The 17720-nt window shown below is 72.1% G+C and carries 18 protein-coding genes and 1 pseudogene; 5 read left to right on the top strand and 14 right to left on the bottom strand.

Translation table 11 applies throughout. From position 1 onward, the window contains the following. Positions 1 to 378 precede the first annotated feature (378 nt). The 3 genes and pseudogenes from BZY54_RS12185 to BZY54_RS12175 form a co-directional block, all read right to left on the bottom strand. A pseudogene (locus BZY54_RS12185) lies at positions 379 to 1322 on the bottom strand (DUF6891 domain-containing protein). Between the two features lie 105 nt (positions 1323 to 1427). Further along, entirely contained in the window at positions 1428 to 2456 is a 1029-nt protein-coding gene (gene glnII, locus BZY54_RS12180) for a glutamine synthetase (RefSeq protein WP_086725186.1), read from the bottom strand. A gap of 189 nt (positions 2457 to 2645) precedes the next feature. Next, a complete protein-coding gene (locus BZY54_RS12175; RefSeq protein ID WP_086725185.1) occupies positions 2646 to 3095 on the bottom strand; it encodes a MarR family transcriptional regulator in 450 nt (149 codons plus the stop codon). Between the two features lie 78 nt (positions 3096 to 3173). Here BZY54_RS12175 and BZY54_RS12170 point away from each other — a divergent pair, with 78 nt between their 5' ends. Then, positions 3174 to 4061, top strand: a complete 888-nt coding sequence (locus tag BZY54_RS12170) for an alpha/beta fold hydrolase (protein WP_167413985.1) — start codon at positions 3174 to 3176, stop codon at positions 4059 to 4061. Between the two features lie 11 nt (positions 4062 to 4072). On the opposite strand, the gene BZY54_RS12165 is transcribed toward BZY54_RS12170, so the two are convergent. Both BZY54_RS12165 and BZY54_RS12160 read right to left on the bottom strand, forming a co-directional pair. After that, entirely contained in the window at positions 4073 to 4780 is a 708-nt protein-coding gene (locus tag BZY54_RS12165; protein WP_086725184.1) for an RlpA-like double-psi beta-barrel domain-containing protein, read from the bottom strand. Between the two features lie 119 nt (positions 4781 to 4899). After that, positions 4900 to 5262, bottom strand: coding sequence for an arsenate reductase family protein (locus BZY54_RS12160; RefSeq protein WP_086725183.1), 363 nt, complete (start codon positions 5260 to 5262; stop codon positions 4900 to 4902). A 366-nt stretch (positions 5263 to 5628) separates the two neighbouring features. Here BZY54_RS12160 and BZY54_RS12155 point away from each other — a divergent pair, with 366 nt between their 5' ends. Next, complete coding sequence (locus tag BZY54_RS12155) at positions 5629 to 5937, top strand: hypothetical protein (protein ID WP_086725182.1); 309 nt, start codon at positions 5629 to 5631, stop codon at positions 5935 to 5937. A 107-nt stretch (positions 5938 to 6044) separates the two neighbouring features. Here the strand turns inward: BZY54_RS12155 and BZY54_RS12150 are convergent, their stop codons facing one another. The 7 genes from BZY54_RS12150 to BZY54_RS12120 all read right to left on the bottom strand — a co-directional run bounded on the left by BZY54_RS12150 (position 6045) and on the right by BZY54_RS12120 (position 13201). Then, entirely contained in the window at positions 6045 to 7229 is a 1185-nt protein-coding gene (locus BZY54_RS12150; RefSeq protein WP_086725181.1) for a winged helix DNA-binding domain-containing protein, read from the bottom strand. 147 nt (positions 7230 to 7376) lie between these two features. After that, complete coding sequence (locus tag BZY54_RS12145; protein WP_086725180.1) at positions 7377 to 8132, bottom strand: alpha/beta hydrolase; 756 nt, start codon at positions 8130 to 8132, stop codon at positions 7377 to 7379. A 19-nt stretch (positions 8133 to 8151) separates the two neighbouring features. Next, on the bottom strand, positions 8152 to 8751 hold the full coding sequence (gene pspAB, locus BZY54_RS12140) for a PspA-associated protein PspAB (protein ID WP_086725179.1): 600 nt from the start codon (positions 8749 to 8751) through the stop codon (positions 8152 to 8154). Positions 8752 to 8753: 2 nt separating this feature from the next. Further along, positions 8754 to 9677: a zinc metalloprotease HtpX gene (htpX, locus tag BZY54_RS12135; protein WP_086725178.1), complete on the bottom strand. Its 924-nt coding sequence runs from the start codon at positions 9675 to 9677 to the stop codon at positions 8754 to 8756. A gap of 111 nt (positions 9678 to 9788) precedes the next feature. Further along, the gene (locus tag BZY54_RS12130; protein WP_208640631.1) at positions 9789 to 11210 is read right to left on the bottom strand and encodes a HEAT repeat domain-containing protein; all 1422 of its coding nucleotides are present in this window, start codon (positions 11208 to 11210) and stop codon (positions 9789 to 9791) included. A gap of 143 nt (positions 11211 to 11353) precedes the next feature. Then, complete coding sequence (locus BZY54_RS12125; protein WP_086725177.1) at positions 11354 to 11611, bottom strand: SCO2583/SCO2584 N-terminal domain-containing protein; 258 nt, start codon at positions 11609 to 11611, stop codon at positions 11354 to 11356. Between the two features lie 549 nt (positions 11612 to 12160). Then, positions 12161 to 13201, bottom strand: a complete 1041-nt coding sequence (locus BZY54_RS12120) for a helix-turn-helix domain-containing protein (protein ID WP_158103846.1) — start codon at positions 13199 to 13201, stop codon at positions 12161 to 12163. 60 nt (positions 13202 to 13261) lie between these two features. Here BZY54_RS12120 and BZY54_RS50820 point away from each other — a divergent pair, with 60 nt between their 5' ends. Beyond that, positions 13262 to 14284, top strand: a complete 1023-nt coding sequence (locus BZY54_RS50820; protein ID WP_158103845.1) for a S8 family serine peptidase — start codon at positions 13262 to 13264, stop codon at positions 14282 to 14284. After that, positions 14281 to 14499 (top strand): hypothetical protein, encoded by a 219-nt coding sequence (locus BZY54_RS12110; protein ID WP_086725174.1) that lies wholly within the window; start codon positions 14281 to 14283, stop codon positions 14497 to 14499. The genes BZY54_RS50820 and BZY54_RS12110 overlap by 4 nt, the downstream gene beginning before the upstream one ends. A 162-nt stretch (positions 14500 to 14661) precedes the next feature. Here the strand turns inward: BZY54_RS12110 and glnA are convergent, their stop codons facing one another. Beyond that, a complete protein-coding gene (gene glnA / locus BZY54_RS12105; RefSeq protein ID WP_086725173.1) occupies positions 14662 to 16071 on the bottom strand; it encodes a type I glutamate--ammonia ligase in 1410 nt (469 codons plus the stop codon). A gap of 208 nt (positions 16072 to 16279) precedes the next feature. Between glnA and BZY54_RS12100 the strand changes: the two genes are divergently transcribed. Then, complete coding sequence (locus tag BZY54_RS12100; protein ID WP_086725172.1) at positions 16280 to 16747, top strand: RDD family protein; 468 nt, start codon at positions 16280 to 16282, stop codon at positions 16745 to 16747. A 154-nt stretch (positions 16748 to 16901) separates the two neighbouring features. Here the strand turns inward: BZY54_RS12100 and BZY54_RS12095 are convergent, their stop codons facing one another. Then, the gene (locus BZY54_RS12095; RefSeq protein ID WP_086725171.1) at positions 16902 to 17603 is read right to left on the bottom strand and encodes a DUF4191 domain-containing protein; all 702 of its coding nucleotides are present in this window, start codon (positions 17601 to 17603) and stop codon (positions 16902 to 16904) included. Between the last annotated feature and the right edge of the window lie 117 nt (positions 17604 to 17720).

Raw genomic sequence — 17720 nt, 5'->3', positions numbered from 1 at the left:
GTGCGGAGGCCGGGAGGGCGGCGGTGGTCAGGGTACGAGTGGTCGCCATGAGAGGTCAGCTCTTTCACGCGAGGAGTTCGTCGGGTGGGACGGCGGCCGCGAGTTCGTGGTCGGGCGCACCGAAGGACGTACGTCGTGTCGCGCTGGCCGAAGGCCGGGGTGTACGGCTTTAGAGGGCCCGCGCGTTCACCGCGCGGCAACACACCCGGTCGAAGTCGTGGTGCTGACGGGAAGGCCAGAAGGGCTCGAGGTCATGGCGACCCGTCGCGGTGTGCTTCTGGAAGCTGGCCATGCCTCCATTGAAGCAGACACCGCGCACGGACAGGACCCTTCTCTCACTGCTTGGACGCCTCCTTGCGCGCAGCCGTCCCCGGACGGTCATCCCACCAGGCGCTTGCGCCAGGTCAGTGGCGCGACCTCGATCGCCTTGCCCGGATCGCCGTCCCACACGGTGGACAGACCGGCCGCCCCGAGCGCGGCCACGACCTCGTGGCCGACGGCCGTGGTGGTCTCCTCGGAGGCGTCGAAGCCGCCGTAGTGGAGGCTCAGCCCGTGTCCCCCTGTGGCGTGTTCCGTGACCTGCCGGTGGAAGAAGACGAAGCCGCGCGCGCCGTCCCGCTCGGCGCCTATCTCGGCCATGCCGCAGCCGTGGCAGCAGGTGAAGTTCTCCCGGGCCGTGATGCCGGTCTCCTCCAGCGCCCCGAAGGCGAGCGAGAGCCGCTCGGGGTCGGTGACGCCCTCCCATCCGTCCTGCTCGGCCAGGCGCTCCGTCCAGAGCCGGTCCACCAGTCGCACGGCCTGGGCGCGGGAGACGGGCCGCTCGTCCCCGTCGGCCAGGTAGTCCTCGGCGATCTCGGCCAGCGCCTTCCGGGAGTCGTACCCGCAGCGCAGGCGCAGCCGTACGACCTCCTCGACCTTCTCGCGCACCTCGCCCGGGAGTTCGGGCACCTCCGCGCGCGGCCCGAGGTCCACCGGCTCCCACTGCGCCCCCGCGTCCCAGCCGTCGGCCTGCCGCGCGCAGCCGGTCAGCAGGTCCGCGACCCGGCCCGGGTCCGCGAGGTCCGTGCCGAAGAACTCCTCCTCGCCGCACCGGTGTTCCAGCCGGTAGCCCCGCCTGAGGTGCCCCCCTCCTCGTGCCACACCTGGGCGAAGACGTGCGGCCGGTCCGGTATGCGCTGCACGACCAGGAAGCGGTCTCCGGCGCCCCCGATCCGCAGCACCAGCTCCCGCAGCGGCGCCGCCGTGACCCGCGTGTGCGTCTGCCAGTTCTCCGTCTCGACCTTGACGGCGAGACCCCCGTCGACATCCTCTTCGTGCTCCATGCCCTCACGATGACACGGGCCACTGACGAGACGGTCGTCATGACGGCGCGCGAAAGGGGCGCCCACCACGACGGTGGGCGCCCCTTTCGCGTCGGCGAGCGCGGATCAGACCTGGCCGGCCTTCTCCAGCGCGGTGCAGCAGGTGTCGACCAGCAGACGCGTCACGACGTACGGATCGACGTTGGCGTTGGGCCGGCGGTCCTCGATGTAGCCCTTGCCGTCCTTCTCGACCTGCCAGGGGATGCGGACCGAGGCGCCGCGGTCGGAGACGCCGTAGCAGTACTGGTCCCACGGGGCGGTCTCGTGCAGCCCGGTGAGGCGGTCGTCGATGCCGGCGCCGTAGTTCTTGACGTGGTCGAGCGGCTTGGAGCCCTCGCCGAGCGCCTCGCACGCGGTGATGATCGCCTCGTAGCCCTCGCGCATGGCCTTGGTGGAGAAGTTGGTGTGCGCGCCGGCGCCGTTCCAGTCGCCCTTGACCGGCTTGGGGTCGAGGGTGGCGGAGACGTTGAAGTCCTCGGCGGTGCGGTACAGCAGCCAGCGGGCCACCCACAGCTGGTCGGAGACCTCCAGCGGGGCGAGCGGGCCGACCTGGAACTCCCACTGGCCCGGCATGACCTCGGCGTTGATGCCGGAGATGCCCAGGCCCGCCTTCAGGCAGTTGTCCAGGTGCTTCTCGACGATCTCGCGGCCGAAGATCTCGTCGGCGCCGACACCGCAGTAGTAGCCGCCCTGCGGGGCCGGGAAGCCGCCCTCGGGGAAGCCGAGCGGGCGGGTTCCGTCGAAGAAGGTGTACTCCTGCTCGATGCCGAAGATCGGCTCCTGGTCGGCGAACCGCTCGGCGACCTCGGCCAGCGCGGCACGGGTGTTGGACGTGTGCGGGGTGAGGTCGATGTTCAGGACCTCGCACAGCACGAGGATGTCGGCGCCGCCGCGGATCGGGTCGGGGCAGGAGAAGACCGGCTTGAGCACGAGATCCGAGGCGTGCCCCGCGGCCTGGTTGGTGGACGACCCGTCGAAGCCCCAGATCGGCAGCTCGGCACCCTTGGCGTCGTCGCTGAGGATCTTCGTCTTGGAGCGCAGCTTGGCCGTCGGCGCGGTGCCGTCGATCCAGATGTACTCAGCCTTGAAGCTCACGGGCCACATCCTTCGGGGTGTCACTCGGGCGCACTTGCGGGTGCTGCGGCGCCGGGGCGCCACCTGTCGATGTCCCGCAGCTTGTCAACAGGCGATTTCCCGGCCGTTGCCCGAATGTGAACCCCGTGTTACCTGGCGCAGCTGTGTCCCGGTTCACAGCGTGCAGCCGGGTTGCGGTCCCGGAGCGAGTCAGGGAGTCGTGGTCGCGGCCTCCCGCACTCCCTCCAGGAAGCCCCGGATCGCGGCCAGCTGACGTTCGTCGTACCCCTGCAGGAGTTCGGTGGCCCGGTCGATGAGCGGGCCGAAGAAGGACCAGCCCAGCTCGACGGCCCGTTCGTCCACCTCGATCACCACCCGGCGCCGGTCGTCCGCGTCCCGCACCCGCCGCACATGGCCGGCCCGCTCCAGACGGTCCAGCAGCCCCGTCGTCCCCGCCGAGTTGAGTCCGAGCGCGGCGCCGAGCCGCCCGGCCGTCATCCCCTCGCCCGCCCGGCGGGCGTCCATGAGAGCGATCAGGGCGCGCACGTCGGTGGGGTGCATGCCGTTGCGCTGGGCGAACCGGGCGCTGTGCAGGCCCAGCTCCACCGTGGTCGCCCGCAGCAGGTGGACGATGTCCATCTCGTGGCCCTGGGCCCGCATCACCCGGTCTCCCTCCGGCTATCATCTCGTTCACCAAGTATCTCGTCGGACGAGATATTACGGCAGAGGGAGGGTGTCATGGGGGACGGAAGTGACGGCGTCGTGAGCGGCCGGCGCGGGTACGACATGGACGGCTTCCACGCGGCGTTCGACCAGGTCATGGCCAAGTGGCCCGGCGGGCGTGAGTCCGTGGCCGTGCCCACCCCGTTCGGGGAGACGTGGGTCACCCTGTGCGGCCCGCGCGACGCGCCCCCGCTGCTCCTCCTGCCGGGCGGCGGCGGCGCGACCTCCGCCTCCTGGTACGCCCAGGCCGGCGACCTGGCCCGCGGGCACCGCGTACTCGCCGCCGACCTCGTGGGCGCCCCGGGCCGCGGCACCCCGGCCGGTGACCGCCACCCCCGTACGGTCGCCGACCTGGTGGTCTGGCTCGACGCGCTCCTCGACGGCCTCGGAGCCGGCCGCGTGGATCTCGGCGGGCACTCCTACGGCGGCTGGATCGCCCTGCACTACGCACTGCGCGCCTCCGGCCGGGTACGCCGTCTGTTCCTCCTCGATCCGACCCAGTGCTTCGCCGGATACAAGACGGCGTACCTGCTGCACGCGCTGCCCATGCTGCTGCGGCCCTCGCCGCGCCGCGTCCGTTCCTTCCTGGAGTGGGAGACCGGCGCTGCGCCGCTGGACCGGGACTGGCTCCGGCTCCAGGAGGCGGCCGCGGGCTTCCCCTCCGCCAGGCCGGTGACCGGGCCGCGGCCGGGGCCGGGGGAGCTGCGCGCCCTGGACGTGCCGGTCCTGCTGCTCCTGGCCGGGAACAGCAGGACCCACGACAGCCACCGGGTGGCGGCCAGGGCGGGCGCGACGCTGCCACGGGTGGAGACCGGCGTACTGCCGGGCGTCTCGCACCACGCGCTGCCGCAGGGCGCGCCGGCGGGGCTGGGCCGCCGTCTCAGCGGCTTCCTGTCGGGCTGAGCGTCACCCCGTCACCCCACCTTCTCGATCAGCGCGTGCCGGATGAGGAACTTGCCGGACTCGCGGACCTGCTCGAAGGCGGCGTTGTTGAGCAGGACGCAACTGCCGGACACCGACGTGACCTTCACCGTCGTGGACTTGTTGTTGTCCAGGTTGGTGACCTTCAGCGTCGTACCCGCCGGGAACTGGTTGCTGGACGCCGCCGGGGCTCCGCCCTCGCCGGAGAGCGTGACGGGGGAGCCCTTGCACACCTGCTGCCCGGAGGCGGCGGCCCCGGCGCCGGCGTCTCCCGCGACACCGGTCTGCGAGGGCTGCGCGGCCTGCCCGCCGTCGCCGGCCTGCTGACCGTTCTGGCTCTGCTCGCCGTTCTGTGCCTGCTGGCCGGCCTGGGAGTCCTGAGCCGACTCCCCGACCGCGCAGCCGGACGCGGCCTGCTTGCGCTTGATCTCCTCGATGACCGCCTGGCGGTTGGCGATCCGGGCCTCCGACTGTGCGTCCGGGTGGGCCCTCTGCCCGTCGATGAACCTCTGGTTGTTGCCGAGGGCGGTGGCGAGCCCCTGACAGACGGTCGAGTCCCCGGCGGACAGGGTGCGCGGGCTCTGCGGCTGGGCGGCGTTGGACGTGGTCGCCAGCGCGAAGGCCCCGCCTCCCGCCACCGCCGCGGCGCTGACCAGCAGCGCGACCTTCTTCTTCGTACTGAGAGTTCTCCTGCGCGACATGCGCGCCTCCTGAAGAGGTAGGGGAGCGTACGCCGCTATGTACGAGATGCCGAACGAGGTTACTCAGCGGTTGCGGGAGTCGACCGAAGTAACGTGTGTCACACGGAAGATGAGGGGGATCAGCTTAGTCCGAGCGCGTCCCGCACCGCGTCCTCGGTCCGCGCCACCACCGCGGTGCCGTCGTCGGCCGTGATGATCGGGCGCTGGATCAGCTTCGGGTGCGCGGCGAGCGCACCGATCCAGCGGTCGCGCGTACCGGCGTCGCGCGGCCACTCCTTCAGTCCGAGTTCCTTCGCGTCGGCCTCCTGGGTGCGGGTGATGTCCCACGGCTCCAGCCCGAGCCGGTCGAGCACCGCACGGATCTCGTCCGCGGTGGGTACGTCCTCCAGATAGCGGCGGACGGTGTAGTCGGCGCCCTCGGCGTCGAGCAGGCTGATCGCGCTGCGGCACTTCGAACAGGCCGGGTTGATCCAGATCTCCATGGGGCCCACGGTACGCGTGGGCCGGCTCACCCGGCAGCGCCGGTCGGTGCCACGACCGGCCGGGACCGTGGGTGAACCACCCGAAGGGGCGACGCGCTCCTCCGTGCCCACCGCCGGACCGCGCCCGCTTCGCGGACATGGACACGGTGCTTCACCCGGGGTGGCGGGCGAGGGCTCTGTTCGAATTTTGCCGCCTCGTGCGGCGCGCCTGACACGGCGACAATTTCCGTTCTCACCTGGCACTTTGACGGCCGGCGCGGGCTCACGGTATGTCAGTGCCCAGCAGTAGAATGGAAGCAGTGTTCGAGGGTGTCGCCGGGAGTGCCGAAGCCTCCGGGGGCACTCCCACGCGACAGGAGGATGCCTGTGCCCGCTGCCGCACTGAAGCCGAAGCCCACCCAGTCCACCGCGAAGCGTCCGGTCCTGCTCGACCTGCCGTACGCGCCCGTGGAGAAGCGCCCGTTGCCGCCGGGCCGTCCCCGGGAGTGGTACATCACGCACAACCGCCGCCTGAAGGCGATGCGGCTCGCCATCGCGCTGCTCGACTCCGGTGTCTACATGCCGGGTCAGGCCCGCAACGAGACGATACGCAGCGCCGCGCAGCTCATCGGCGTGCATCCGCCGTCGGACACCACGTGCCACATGGTGCGCGCGCTGATGCGCTACTCCCGCTGAGTCCACCGCCCGGTGCCCGCATCCCGCGGGCGCCCGGGCGGCGTGGGGACCCGGCCGCCGGGCGCGGCGACCGCGCCCGGAGCCGCGGGCGGCCCGGCCGGGCCGCCCTACGTCGCCAGCTCCTTCTCCAGTGGCGTGCGGAAGCGCGGTGTCACCCGGGTCGGGCCCAGCAGGTCCCGCAGGAGGCCGGCCTGCTCATCGATCGCGGTCCGCGCCTCCCGGCCCACGCCTTCCGTCTCCAGGAGACGCCAGGCGATCTCGCCGTCGGAGCGCTGGGCCCAGGCTCCGACCACCCGGCCGTTCCACCACACCGTGGGACCCACGTTGCCGCTGCGGTCGAAGAGCGCGGGCCGCAGCTCCGGGGCGAGGTACCAGTCGCGCCGCTGCCAGCCCATCGCCGTCGGGTCGAGACCGGGCAGCAGGGCCGCCCACGGTTGCGGCGGAGCGGCCACCGGGTCCGTGTCGCCCGCGACCACGTACCCCGTGCCCTCGTCGAGGGACACCTCCTGCGCGCCCATCGCCGCCAGCGCCCGCCGCACCTCCGTCACCCGCCAGCCCGTCCACCACTTCAGGTCGGCCTCGGTCGCCGGGCCGCAGGCCGCCAGCCAGCGACGCAGCAGATCGGCCTGGGCGTCCGCGACGTCCAGCTCGGGATGCTCGGGCGCGAGGGCCCAGCGGAACTGCGTGGACGTCCACGAACCGAGCGGCCGGCCGCGTACGACCTTGCCCTCGACCCCCAGCAGCCGCAGCAGCCGGGACGACACCGTGTGCACGCCCTCGTAGCTCTTGCCGGCCGCGTACACGAACTGCTCCCGCAGCCGCGGTTCGTCCTCGGCGAGTTCGGTCGCCGTGGCCTGGCCGCGCCGGCCCAGCGCCGCCAGTGCCGACTCCTCGACGTCCTTCAGCCAGGCGGCGTCCGGGGCGCCCGCCTTCGCCATGTCCTTGATCAGGTCCGCCCGGGCGCGGGCGGCGACGGCGATGCCGGTCGAGGCGTGCACCACGGCGGTCAGCTCCGCCGGGAACACGAAGACCGTGTGCCGCATGCCGTGCATCCGCACCAGTGCGCGGTCCTCGTACAGCGCCCGCTCCGTCTCCGGCACCGCCTTCACCGGATCGGCCAGACGCGCGCCCACCCCCAGGTACACCGTCGCCGGGTCCGTGCCGTGCAGGGCCACCAGGGACCGCGCGACCTCCTCCGGACTCGCCGCCCGTGCTCCGGCGGCCAGCCGGTGCCGCAGGGCCAGCCTGGCCCGCCGCTCGGCCACATCGATGTGCCGGTGCAGCTGCCGCATGCGTCCTCCACCCGTGGTCGTCCTCGGTCGTCCCGTGCCGTGCTGACGGAATCCTCGCCGATCCCACTGACAATCGGCTGCTCCCGCCCGAGCCCCCGCCCCGGCCTTGCGGACCCCGGCGCGGGCGCCCCTCGCGGACCCTCGGCCCTACTGTTCGAGCGGCCCGACCCCGTACGCCTCCAGCCCCGAGAGCACCGTGTCCGCGAAGTCCCGGCGGTCCTCGGCGTGCTCGTGGAACCAGAAGCCCAGCTTGTGGTCGGCGTCGAAGACGTCGAAGCGGGTGAACCGGGCGCGGGCGGACAGGGCGTCCTCGACCGCCTTGGTGACGTCGGGCGGGATGACGGCGTCCGTGCCGGGCACCGCGAGCACGGCCCGGCCCTCGTAGGCTCGGAGCACGTCGAGCGCGGGAGCGGTGCGCCAGCCGTCGGGGCGGCGGATGATCTCGCTGAACCGGCCGTCGCCGTTGCCGAACGGCACGTCCCACGCCGCGGCGGCGTACACGGCGGGCGCGCACAGCGCCAGCGCCACCACCCGCTTCCCGTAGTGCCGGGCCAGGTCGGCCACGGTCTGACCGCTCATGCTGAACCCGACCGGGATCAGCGGGCCGTCGGACGGTGCGTGCGCGTCGATCACCGCCACCGCCTGCTCGAAACGCCGGCGCAGACTCAGCTCGTGGAGCGCGCCGGTGCTCTCGCCGTGCCCCGAGAAGTCGAACGCGACACCGCGGCAGCCGCGGGCGGTGAACTCGGCCAGCAGCGGCAGCAGCGGCCGCTTGCTGCCGATGCCGGCGCCGTGCAGCAGCACCACGGTGGGTCGCCCCGGACGCCCGTCACCGTCGCCGCCGCGTGCGCCGCTGAGCCGTTCTCCGTCGAAGTGGTGGGTGAAGGAGGAGAGTTCGCGCATTCCCCCATTCACTCACGGGTCACAGACCCGGGGCGCCCCAAAGCGGAAACCAGCGGCTCAGGTCCCCCTCGATGCGCAGGTCGTTCGCGAGGGTGGCCTTCAGCTGCAGCTCCAGGGCGTTGTCGCGGTGCTGCGGGCGGCCGGGCAGCGGGGCGAACGGGTAGAAGGTGCCCCGCTTGTAGAGGTAGACCAGCGCGAGACGGCGGCCGGTGCCGCCGGCCGCCGTGTCGTCGGTGAAACCGACCAGGGAGCACAACAGCTGGGGGCCGAAGCCGTTGACCTCCATCGCGCTGTTCACCGCGTGCAGATCGTTGACGAGCTCGGGCAGCTGGTCGGGGGCGCGGCGGGAGACCAGCCAGGAGTAGCCGTAGTCGTCCTTGGCCAGCTCCACCGGCGGGCCCGAGCGGTCGGCGTCCGCGTCGAGCAGCGCCTGGACCTCGCGGTGCGTCTGCTCGAAGGCCGCGCCCTCGACCGTGGCGAAGCACACCGCGCCCTGTCCGGTCGGCCTGAGGCCCGCCGCGGCCTCGAGCGTCACCGCCGCCGACGGCAGGCCGAACAGCTGGTCCAGGTCGGGCGGAGCCGGCTTCGTACGGCCGAGCAGGATGTCCAGGAGCCCCATCCTCAGCCCGCCTTCCCCGGCGTCGCGGCCTCGCCCAGCTCGGCGGAGATCCGTCCCAGCTGTTCCAGCCGCTGCTCCAGGCTCGGGTGGGTGGAGAAGAACCGGGAGATGCCCGGCTCGGAGCCCAGCGCCGGGGTGAAGTAGAAGGCGTTGAAGGCCTGGGCGGTGCGCAGGTCCTCTGACGGGATCCGGCCGATGTCGCCCGTGACCTTCGTGAGCGCGGAGGCCAGCGCGGAGGGCCGCCCGGTCAGCAGGGCCGCCGCCCGGTCCGCGGCCAGCTCCCGGTACCTCGACAGTGCCCTGATCAGCAGGAAGCTGATCGCGTACACGGCCGCGGACACGCCCATGACCATGGCGAACACGGCCAGGGTGTTCTGGTCCTTGCGGCCCCGCCCGCCGAAGAGCTCCGAGTAGAACGCGAACCGCACGACCAGTCCGGCGATCACGCCGAGGAAGGACGCGACCGTGATCACGGCGACGTCCTTGTGCGCCACGTGCGAGAGCTCGTGGGCCAGCACGCCTTCCAGCTCGGCGGGCTCCAGGCGGCGCAGCAGTCCGGTCGTCACGCACACCACGGCGTTGTCCGGGTTGCGCCCCGTGGCGAACGCGTTCGGCATGTCCATGCTGGACACGGCGACCACCGGTTTGGGCATGTCGGCGATGGCGCACAGCCGGTCGACGACCGCGTGCAGCTCGGGATACTCCTCCCGCTCCACCACCCGCCCGTGCATCGCGAACAGCGCGATCCGGTCGGAGAACCAGTACTGGGCGGCGAGCACGGCCGCCGCGATCACCACGACCAGTACCCAGGACTTCAGCAGCACGATCAGTGCGGCCACGAACGCCACGTACAGCAACCCGAGCAGGAACAGCGTGACCCCCATGCGCACGGTCAGCCGTCGGTCGCTCCGGAAGCGGCTCTGCATCTTGCATCACCCCGCAGTCAGGCACTCGTCCCGCCATCCAGTGTGCACCTGCGGCCCGCCATGAACGGGTTCCGAATACTCCTGGCGGAGGCAAAACGTGCCAACCGGGGGTCAGCCGCCGAGCCCGGCCTCCCACGCGCGCCGCCGGAGCACGTGGTCGCTGAGGAGACGGCGGCTCCGGTGCAGCAGCTCGGCCACCTCCGCCGCCCCGCGCGGCACGTCGGCCGTGGCATGCCAGCCCTGCAAGGACTGCTCGGCCCGCGACCGCAGCCGGTCGTCCGGGTCCTCCAGCAGCGCCACCGCGGTCCGCAGCCGTACGAGCCCGCCGCGGGCGTCGAGCAGCCGGAACGCGGCGACCCGCACGTGCCGCGGCCGGTCGGCCGCCAGGTTCGCGGTCAGCCGCCCGGCGTCCAGGGACCGCGCCGAGGGCAGCAGGGCCGCGGTCGCCTCCCGCACGACGCCGGGCGCCGGATCGTCCAGCAGGGGCAGCAGCCGCGGTACGTCCGTCACGTCCAGCGCGCGCAGGCCGGCCACCGCCCGCGCGCGTACCCGGGGGGAGGGATGGGCGAGCAGCGCCCACAGCAGTCCGGCGTCGGCGCGCTCACCGCACTCCGCCAGACCGATCGCCGCGCCGGGCGGCAGCTCCGGGTCGTCCGCCTCGGCGCAGCGGCGCCGGTACCAGGGGAGCGGATCGGTGCCGTACTGCCGTACGACGTACCGTGCGCAGGCCCGGACCAGGGCCGAGCGGTCGGCCAGGAAGCCCTCCGCGCGGCCCGGTTGACCGGCGCGCCGCAGCGCCGTGACGCCGATCGCGCGCACCCGGGGGGAGCGGGCGCCGAGCAGCGGTGCGAGGACGTCCTCGTCCGCTCCCTCCTCCGCGAGGGCGCCCAGGGCGGCCTCCCCGCACAGGCCTTGGACGACGGCGTCCTCGTCACGGGCGGCGGCGCTTGCCAGTCGCGCGGGGGAGAGGAGGCCTTCCTCGACCGCCACCCGGTACGCGAAACGCCGTACGGAGCGGTCGGGGTGGCCGAAGAGGGGAGAGAGGCGCTCGCGGGGCGCCGTGCGCAGGACCTCGGCGAGCAGCCGGACGGCGGCGTCTGCGCGGTCGCGCCGGCCGACGAGCAGGATCAGCGGGGCCAGGGCCACGGCGGTGTCCACCCCGAGCACCTCGCGCAGCAGCCCGCGGGCGTGCTCCCGCACCGGTTCCGCCCAGTCCGCGGCGCGGATCACCACCAGCGGCAGCAGTGCGGGGTACGCCGCCGCCCGGCGCAGGGCCCGCTCACGGATCCGGCCGTCGCGGTGGCACAGGGCGATCGCGAGCCGGGGTTCGTCGAGCGACGCCGGGTCGGCGCACAGGGACGTGATGTGCTCCCACCGCGGTCGGTGACCGGGCCGGTACCGGTCGACCTCCCGCACGCCGGCGTCCAGCGCCAGCCAGGCGCGGGGGTCGGCCACGGCGAGGGCGTCCCCCAGCCCCGCACCCTTCGCCAGCCGGACCGCCGCGGCCTCGCCGCCCGCGATGTCCTCTCGCATGCCCACGCCCCCTGTGTCGTCTCCCGAGCCGTCCACCTTCCACAGCCGTGTTCCGCGGCGGTCTCCGGCGTTCGCCCGGGGATCGTAGTTCGGGGGCCGGCCGGAGGGCGCACGGTTTTCCGGCGGGGCTCGGTGGGCGGCACTCAGTACATGGCGCGGGTCTGGGCGTAGCCGATCAGGAGGATCAGGGCGGCGACACAGCCGAGGACCACGGCGGTCGATATCCACGAGGAGCGGCGGGGGCCGGTCGGGTCCGGGTCGGCGCGGAACGGGACCGGCGCCGGCGGGTTGTCCTTCCACCGGGCGGCGAGCATCCGGGCCCGGGCGGAGGGCTCCTTGAGCTCGGTGGAATTCGCCCACTGGTAATCGAACTCGCGCTGGAGGTCGTCGTGTTCGGTCATCCCCGTTACCTCGCTCCTGGACATCGGCAAAGGATCATCTTCCGTGTAGGAGACACCTGAAGCGCCGGAAGGTTGCACGGCGGAACGGAACGCACGGCACCGGTGCCACCGGCGGGCACGGCCGCGCACGGTCGTGCCTGGCGGCAGCGGCTTCGCACATGTCGAAGAAGGAAGTGATGTCCTGGCTCGACCACCTCGGCGGATTACGGGTGCCACTCTCCTGACCAGCAGGGGCGTTGTCGTTGTCTGTCATCGTCGGTCGTTCCGGGCCTCCCTGGGACGGCCCACGGACGGCCCCGCTTCGCCCGTGGTGGGGTGGCGTCGGGCTTTCAAGCCGGCGAGGCGGAGCCGCCCCCTCGTCCGCGTGTAGTCCATCGCCGGCGGCTGTTCCCGCAGGAACGGCGTAGCGGACGATCGGCGCCGTTACAGCGGGCGCAGGGGCCGATGCCCCGGTCGGGCGGCGGTGCGGCATGACAGGGCCGGCTCTGACCTGCGGTCTCCGCATGTCAGAGCCGGTCTTCCTGTCGGGCTGACAGGAACCGGTCGGCGTCATTCGTCGACGCCGAGAAGCATCGCCGCCAGGTCCTTGCGCGACCCGCAGCCGAGCTTGCGCAGGGCACTGGAGACGTGGCTCTCAACCGTGCGGCGAGACAGGAACAGCTCGGTGGCGATCTCCTGGTTGGTCTTGCCCGCGGCCGCCAGAGCAGCCACCCGGTGCTCCTTCGGCGACAGCGTCTGACCGAGAGACCGCCGTCCACCCCGCCAGGGGTACGGGATCGGTACGCCGAACTGCCGCATGCTGCGGCAGATGCGCGCGATGTCGCGCGAGGCGGCCATCGCGCCGTACAGGCGAAGGGCAGCCTCCAGGTCGAGACCGTGAGCGAAGCGCAGCTCGCCGCGTACGGCGGCCGGCAGCTGTTCGGTCACCAGCAGCCCGTCGACGATCGGCAGCGCCTCGGCGTGGGCGAGCCCGTCGACCGCGGCCCTGCCCAGCTTGAGGGCGAGCCGGACCCGGTCCGTCTGCGGGACGCCTTCCGCGCCGAGTGCCTCGAGCAGGAAGCGGGCGGCCGTCGCGTCGTTGCCGTGCGCGAGTGCGGCCTCGGCGGCCGCTTCCGCGTGGACGACGAACTCCTGGTGGCGGCCCGCGAGCCGGTAGTGATGGGCGAGCTTGGCCGCCCTGGGCGTGCCCACCCCCGACTCCAGAGCACGGGCGGTCCGCAGATGCAGCCACCGCCGCTCGGCCGCAGGCACGGACTCATACACCACCTGCTGGGCCAGGGCGTGGCGGAAGCAGCTGTGCCCGCGTTCCTCGTGAAGCAGGCCGACGGCCTGCGCGCCTGCGAGCGATCGCGCGATCTCGCCCGCGTCACGCTCGGTCACCTTCGCCAGCAGACGGTCGTCGGTGACCAGGCCCAGGACCGCGGCCGCGTTCAGGACCTCCCGGGCGTCGTCGTCGAGAGTGAGGAGGCGCTGCACGACCACCTCGCGGAGCACCGCCGGAACCGCGAGGTCGTCCAGAGCCTCGGGGCGGGCCGGGATCGCGCGTGTCGCCGAGCCCTCCATGAACGTGCGCAGGACCTCCTCGACCACGAACGGGATGCCGCCGGTCCTCTCGTAGAGGCGATCGGCGACCTCGGCAGAGGGCTCGGCGTGCAGGATCCGGGCGGCGAGCTGGCCCTCGCTCCCGTCGTCACCTACGGCGGCGACGAGCCCGGGCTGGCGGCGACCAAGCCGGCCCGCGGCAAGAAGATCAACCCCAAGTCGGCCCACGTCAAGCGGTATGTCGACCACCTCCACGACCAGCAGCAGCGCGCCGTACGGGCCGTGGGGGCGAAGAAGGTCTACAGCTATGTCTACTCCTTCGACGGCTTCTCGGCCGACCTGGCGGCCCGTCAGGCAGCGCAGCTGCGCGCGATGCCGGACGCCGTCGCCGTGACCGAGGACCGGAAGGTGACGACGCAGACATCGTCGACGTCCGCCTTCCTCGGGCTCGACAAGCCGGGCGGCCTCTGGGACCAGCTCGCCGGCCCCGAGGACGCCGGCGAGGACCTCGTCATCGGCGTGATCGACTCCGGCGTCTGGCCGGACAGCCAGAGCTTCGCCAATCCTGACGTCAGCGGGAAGGCGTACGCGCCGTTCACCGACTTCCACGGGACTTGCGACCTCGCCACCGACGGCTCATGGGACGAGGGCGACTGCAACGGCAAGATCGTCGCCGCGCGCCACTTCGACGAGGCGTGGGGCGGCGACGCCGGCATCAAGAGCCAGATGCCGTGGGAGTTCCTCTCCGCTCGCGACTACAACGGGCACGGCACCCACACCTCTTCGACCTCCGGGGGTGACCACGGGGTCGCCGCCACCGGGCCGACCTCCATATTCGGCGCGATCACGGGCATGGCGCCGCGCGCCCGCATCGCCTCCTACAAGGCGCTGTGGTCGGCCAAGGACGGCTCCACCGCGTCGGGGGCCGACTCCGACGTCGTGGCCGCCATCGACCAGGCGGTCGCCGACGGCGTCGACGTCATCAACTTCTCCGTGTCGGGCACGACCACCGACCTGCTCGACCCGTCCGAGGTGTCCTTCCTCGCCGCGGCCGAGGCCGGCATCTTCGTCTCCGCCTCCGCCGGCAACAGCGGCCCCGCCACCACGGTCGCGCACCCGTCACATGGGTGACGACGGTCGCTGCCGACACGCACAACCGGACGACGACCGGCACGGTCACCCTGGGCGACGGGGAGACCTGCACCGGAGCCTCGCTCGCGGCCCACCTCGGCCGGCCCGGCCCCGCTCGTCTACGCCGGCAGAGCTCGACGGCCGGAAGCTTCGACACCGGCGTCGAGATCGACACCGCGACCGTCGCCTACTTCGATCCCTGGACCCAGCAGTAGGAGGCTGCCGCGTTTCCCCCCATTCCGGACAGGACGCGCAGCCTGAGTCGGCCTTTGAAGACCGGGCGAAAGCCGAAGGCCGGCTCTCCCGCGCGGGAGAGCCGGCCTTCGGCCCACAGACGGCCCAGGGGAACGGTTACGCGCTCTGACCTGGGGGCGATATCACACGTCGAAGTAGAGCTCGAACTCGTGCGGGTGCGGACGCAGCTGCAGCGGGGCGATCTCGTTGGCGCGCTTGAAGTCGATCCACGTCTCGATCAGGTCCGGCGTGAACACGTCGCCCTGGAGGAGGAACTCGTGGTCGGCCTCCAGGCGGTCGAGGACGGCGCCGAGGGAGGTCGGGACCTGCGCGACGTTGGCGTGCTCCTCCGGAGCCAGCTCGTAGAGGTCCTTGTCGATCGGCTCGGCCGGCTCGATCTTGTTCTTGATGCCGTCCAGGCCCGCCAGCAGCAGCGCCGAGAAGGCCAGGTACGGGTTGCCGGAGGCGTCCGGGGCGCGGAACTCCACGCGCTTGGCCTTCGGGTTCGAACCGGTGATCGGGATGCGCATCGCGGCGGAGCGGTTGCGCTGCGAGTACACCAGGTTCACAGGGGCCTCGAAGCCCGGGACCAGACGGTGGTAGGAGTTCACCGTCGGGTTGGTGAAGGCCAGCAGCGACGGGGCGTGCTTGAGGATGCCGCCGATGTAGTAGCGGGCGGTGTCCGACAGGCCCGCGTAACCGGCCTCGTCGTAGAACAGCGGGTCGCCGTTGCTCCACAGCGACTGGTGCACGTGCATGCCCGAGCCGTTGTCGCCGAAGATCGGCTTCGGCATGAAGGTCGCCGTCTTGCCGTTGCGCCAGGCGACGTTCTTCACGATGTACTTGAACAGCTGCAGGTCGTCCGCGGCGGCGAGCAGTGTGTTGAACTTGTAGTTGATCTCGGCCTGGCCGGCGGTGCCCACCTCGTGGTGCTGGCGCTCCACCTTCAGACCGGCCTTGGCCAGCTCCAGGGAGATCTCGGCGCGCAGGTCGGCGAAGTGGTCGACCGGCGGGACCGGGAAGTAGCCGCCCTTGTAGCGGACCTTGTAACCGCGGTTGTCCTCCAGCGCGCCGGTGTTCCAGGCGCCGGCCTCGGAGTCGATGTGGTAGAAGGACTCGTTCTCCGCGGTCCGGAAACGGACGTTGTCGAAGACGTAGAACTCGGCCTCGGGACCGAAGAACGCGGTGTCGGCGATACCGGTGGACGCCAGGTACGCCTCGGCCTTCTTCGCCACGTTGCGCGGGTCGCGGGAGTACTGCTCGCCCGTGATCGGGTCGTGGATGAAGAAGTTGATGTTGAGGGTCTTGTCCCGGCGGAACGGGTCCACGCGCGCGGTGGACAGGTCGGCGCGCAGGGCCATGTCGGACTCGTGAATGGCCTGGAAGCCGCGGATCGAGGACCCGTCGAACGCCTGCTCCTCGTCGGGGTCGAACGCCTCGGCGGGCAACGTGAAGTGCTGCATGACACCCGGCAGGTCGCAGAAGCGGACGTCGATGAACTTGACGTCCTCGTCCGCGATGAACTTCTTGGCCTCGTCGGCGTTCTGGAACATCCAGCTCCTCCTACTCCCGACCGTCCCGCCGGGGTGGTAGATCGTTCGTGCGGCCAGTGCGGTGGCACACGCTGACCCCGACCTTAGGGACGGGTGATTTCTCGGGCGTGACCCATTTGTTTCGCAGAAGTTAACCGGCCCGAGTGGGGTCACGTCCGTGGACACCCCGGCCGACCGCGTTCTTCCAGCGTCGCAGTACCGTGGACGGGTGGACAACAGGCAAGCAATCGGATCATGGCTCTCTGGACCGCGGGCGGCCATGGAAGACGCCGGTGCCGACTTCGGATACCGCGGCGAGCAGCTCGGGCTCCCGGAGGAGGGGCCGAACTCGATCGCCCGTCCGGGCAGGCGCATCGGAGCACTCGCCGTGGACTGGGGCCTGTGCCTCCTGATCGCATACGGCCTGATCGCGGACAGCTACAACAAGGCGGCCCAGGTCTGGGCGCCGCTGATCCTCTTCGTCCTGATGGTCCTCACGCTCGGCACCGTCGGCCTCACCCCGGGCAAGCGGCTCTTCGGCCTGCGGGTGGTCGCCCTGAACACCGGGCGCGTGAACCCGTGGCGGGCCCTGCTGCGCACGGTCCTGTTGTTCCTCGCGCTCCCGCCGCTGATCTGGGACCGTGACGGCCGCGGGCTGCACGACCGGATGGCGGGCACCGTGGAGGTGCGCATCTAGGGGTCTCGTTCCCGAGGTCCAGGTCCAGGTCCAGGCCCAAGACCGGCACCGGGTCCCAGCGAGGACCGGGTCCCGGCAACGACGACGGGGGCGCCTGAACCGGGCGGCGGTAGCCGCACATCGGTCGGGCGCCCCCGTCGTCGTGCTCGACAGGTCAGCGGGTCTTCGGACCGCCCCTCGGCATCCGCATGCCCTTGGGCATCGGACCCTTCGGCAGCGGCATGTTGCTCATCAGGTCGCCCAGGGCGCGCAGCCGGTCGTTGGTGGCCGTGACCTGCGGGCCGGTCAGCACGCGCGGGAACTTCAGCATCGTGGTGCGCAGCTTCTTCAGCTCGACCTGGCCCTCGCCGTTGCCGACGATCACGTCGTGCACCGGGACGTCCGCCACGATGCGGTTCATCTTCTTCTTCTCGGCGGCGAGCAGGGACTTCACCCGGTTCGGGTTGCCCTCGGCGACCAGCACGATGCCGGCCTTGCCGACCGCGCGGTGCACCACGTCCTGGCTGCGGTTCATGGCGACGGCCGGGGTCGTGGTCCAGCCGCGGCCGACGTTGTCCAGCACCGCCGCCGCGGCACCCGGCTGCCCCTCCATCTGCCCGAAGGCCGCCCGCTCCGCCCGGCGTCCGAAGACGATCGCCGTCGCGAGGAAGGCGAGCAGGATGCCCAGGATGCCCAGGTAGATCGGGTGGCTGATCGCGAAGCCGACTCCGAGGAGGACACCGAAGGTGATGATGAAGACGCCCGCCAGAATCAGACCGATCTTCGGATCGGCCTTCCGGGTCATCTGGAACGTCAGGGCGATCTGTTTCAGTCGCCCCGGGTTGGCAGCCTCGGCTGCGGTTTCCTTCCTCGCCATGCCACGAAGTCTACGTGGCCCGGCAAGCGGCCGACGACGGCAGTGTCCGTACCCGCCCGGGAGGGCGGAGAGGGCGCGGGGTCCGGCCGGCGGCGCCCGGTCGGGGCGTGCGTGGTG

This window comes from Streptomyces carpinensis (genome assembly GCF_002154505.1).
GTDB lineage: Bacteria > Actinomycetota > Actinomycetes > Streptomycetales > Streptomycetaceae > Streptomyces > Streptomyces carpinensis.
The sequence above is the reverse complement of the archived record's forward strand: the minus strand, read 5'-3'. Positions and strand labels throughout refer to the sequence as shown.

Bases quoted from the DNA above. Each gene is read 5' to 3' on its own strand.
- BZY54_RS12175 (WP_086725185.1), bottom strand. From the start codon at position 3,095: ATGCGGGCCCAGGGCCACGAGATGGACATCGTCCACCTGCTGCGGGCG.
- BZY54_RS12170 (WP_167413985.1), top strand. From the start codon at position 3,174: ATGGGGGACGGAAGTGACGGCGTCGTGAGCGGCCGGCGCGGGTACGAC.
- BZY54_RS12165 (WP_086725184.1), bottom strand. From the start codon at position 4,780: ATGTCGCGCAGGAGAACTCTCAGTACGAAGAAGAAGGTCGCGCTGCTG.
- BZY54_RS12160 (WP_086725183.1), bottom strand. From the start codon at position 5,262: ATGGAGATCTGGATCAACCCGGCCTGTTCGAAGTGCCGCAGCGCGATC.
- BZY54_RS12150 (WP_086725181.1), bottom strand. From the start codon at position 7,229: ATGCGGCAGCTGCACCGGCACATCGATGTGGCCGAGCGGCGGGCCAGG.
- BZY54_RS12145 (WP_086725180.1), bottom strand. From the start codon at position 8,132: ATGCGCGAACTCTCCTCCTTCACCCACCACTTCGACGGAGAACGGCTC.
- pspAB (WP_086725179.1), bottom strand. From the start codon at position 8,751: ATGGGGCTCCTGGACATCCTGCTCGGCCGTACGAAGCCGGCTCCGCCC.
- htpX (WP_086725178.1), bottom strand. From the start codon at position 9,677: ATGCAGAGCCGCTTCCGGAGCGACCGACGGCTGACCGTGCGCATGGGG.
- BZY54_RS12130 (WP_208640631.1), bottom strand. From the start codon at position 11,210: ATGCGAGAGGACATCGCGGGCGGCGAGGCCGCGGCGGTCCGGCTGGCG.
- BZY54_RS12125 (WP_086725177.1), bottom strand. From the start codon at position 11,611: ATGACCGAACACGACGACCTCCAGCGCGAGTTCGATTACCAGTGGGCG.
- glnA (WP_086725173.1), bottom strand. From the start codon at position 16,071: ATGTTCCAGAACGCCGACGAGGCCAAGAAGTTCATCGCGGACGAGGAC.
- BZY54_RS12095 (WP_086725171.1), bottom strand. From the start codon at position 17,603: ATGGCGAGGAAGGAAACCGCAGCCGAGGCTGCCAACCCGGGGCGACTG.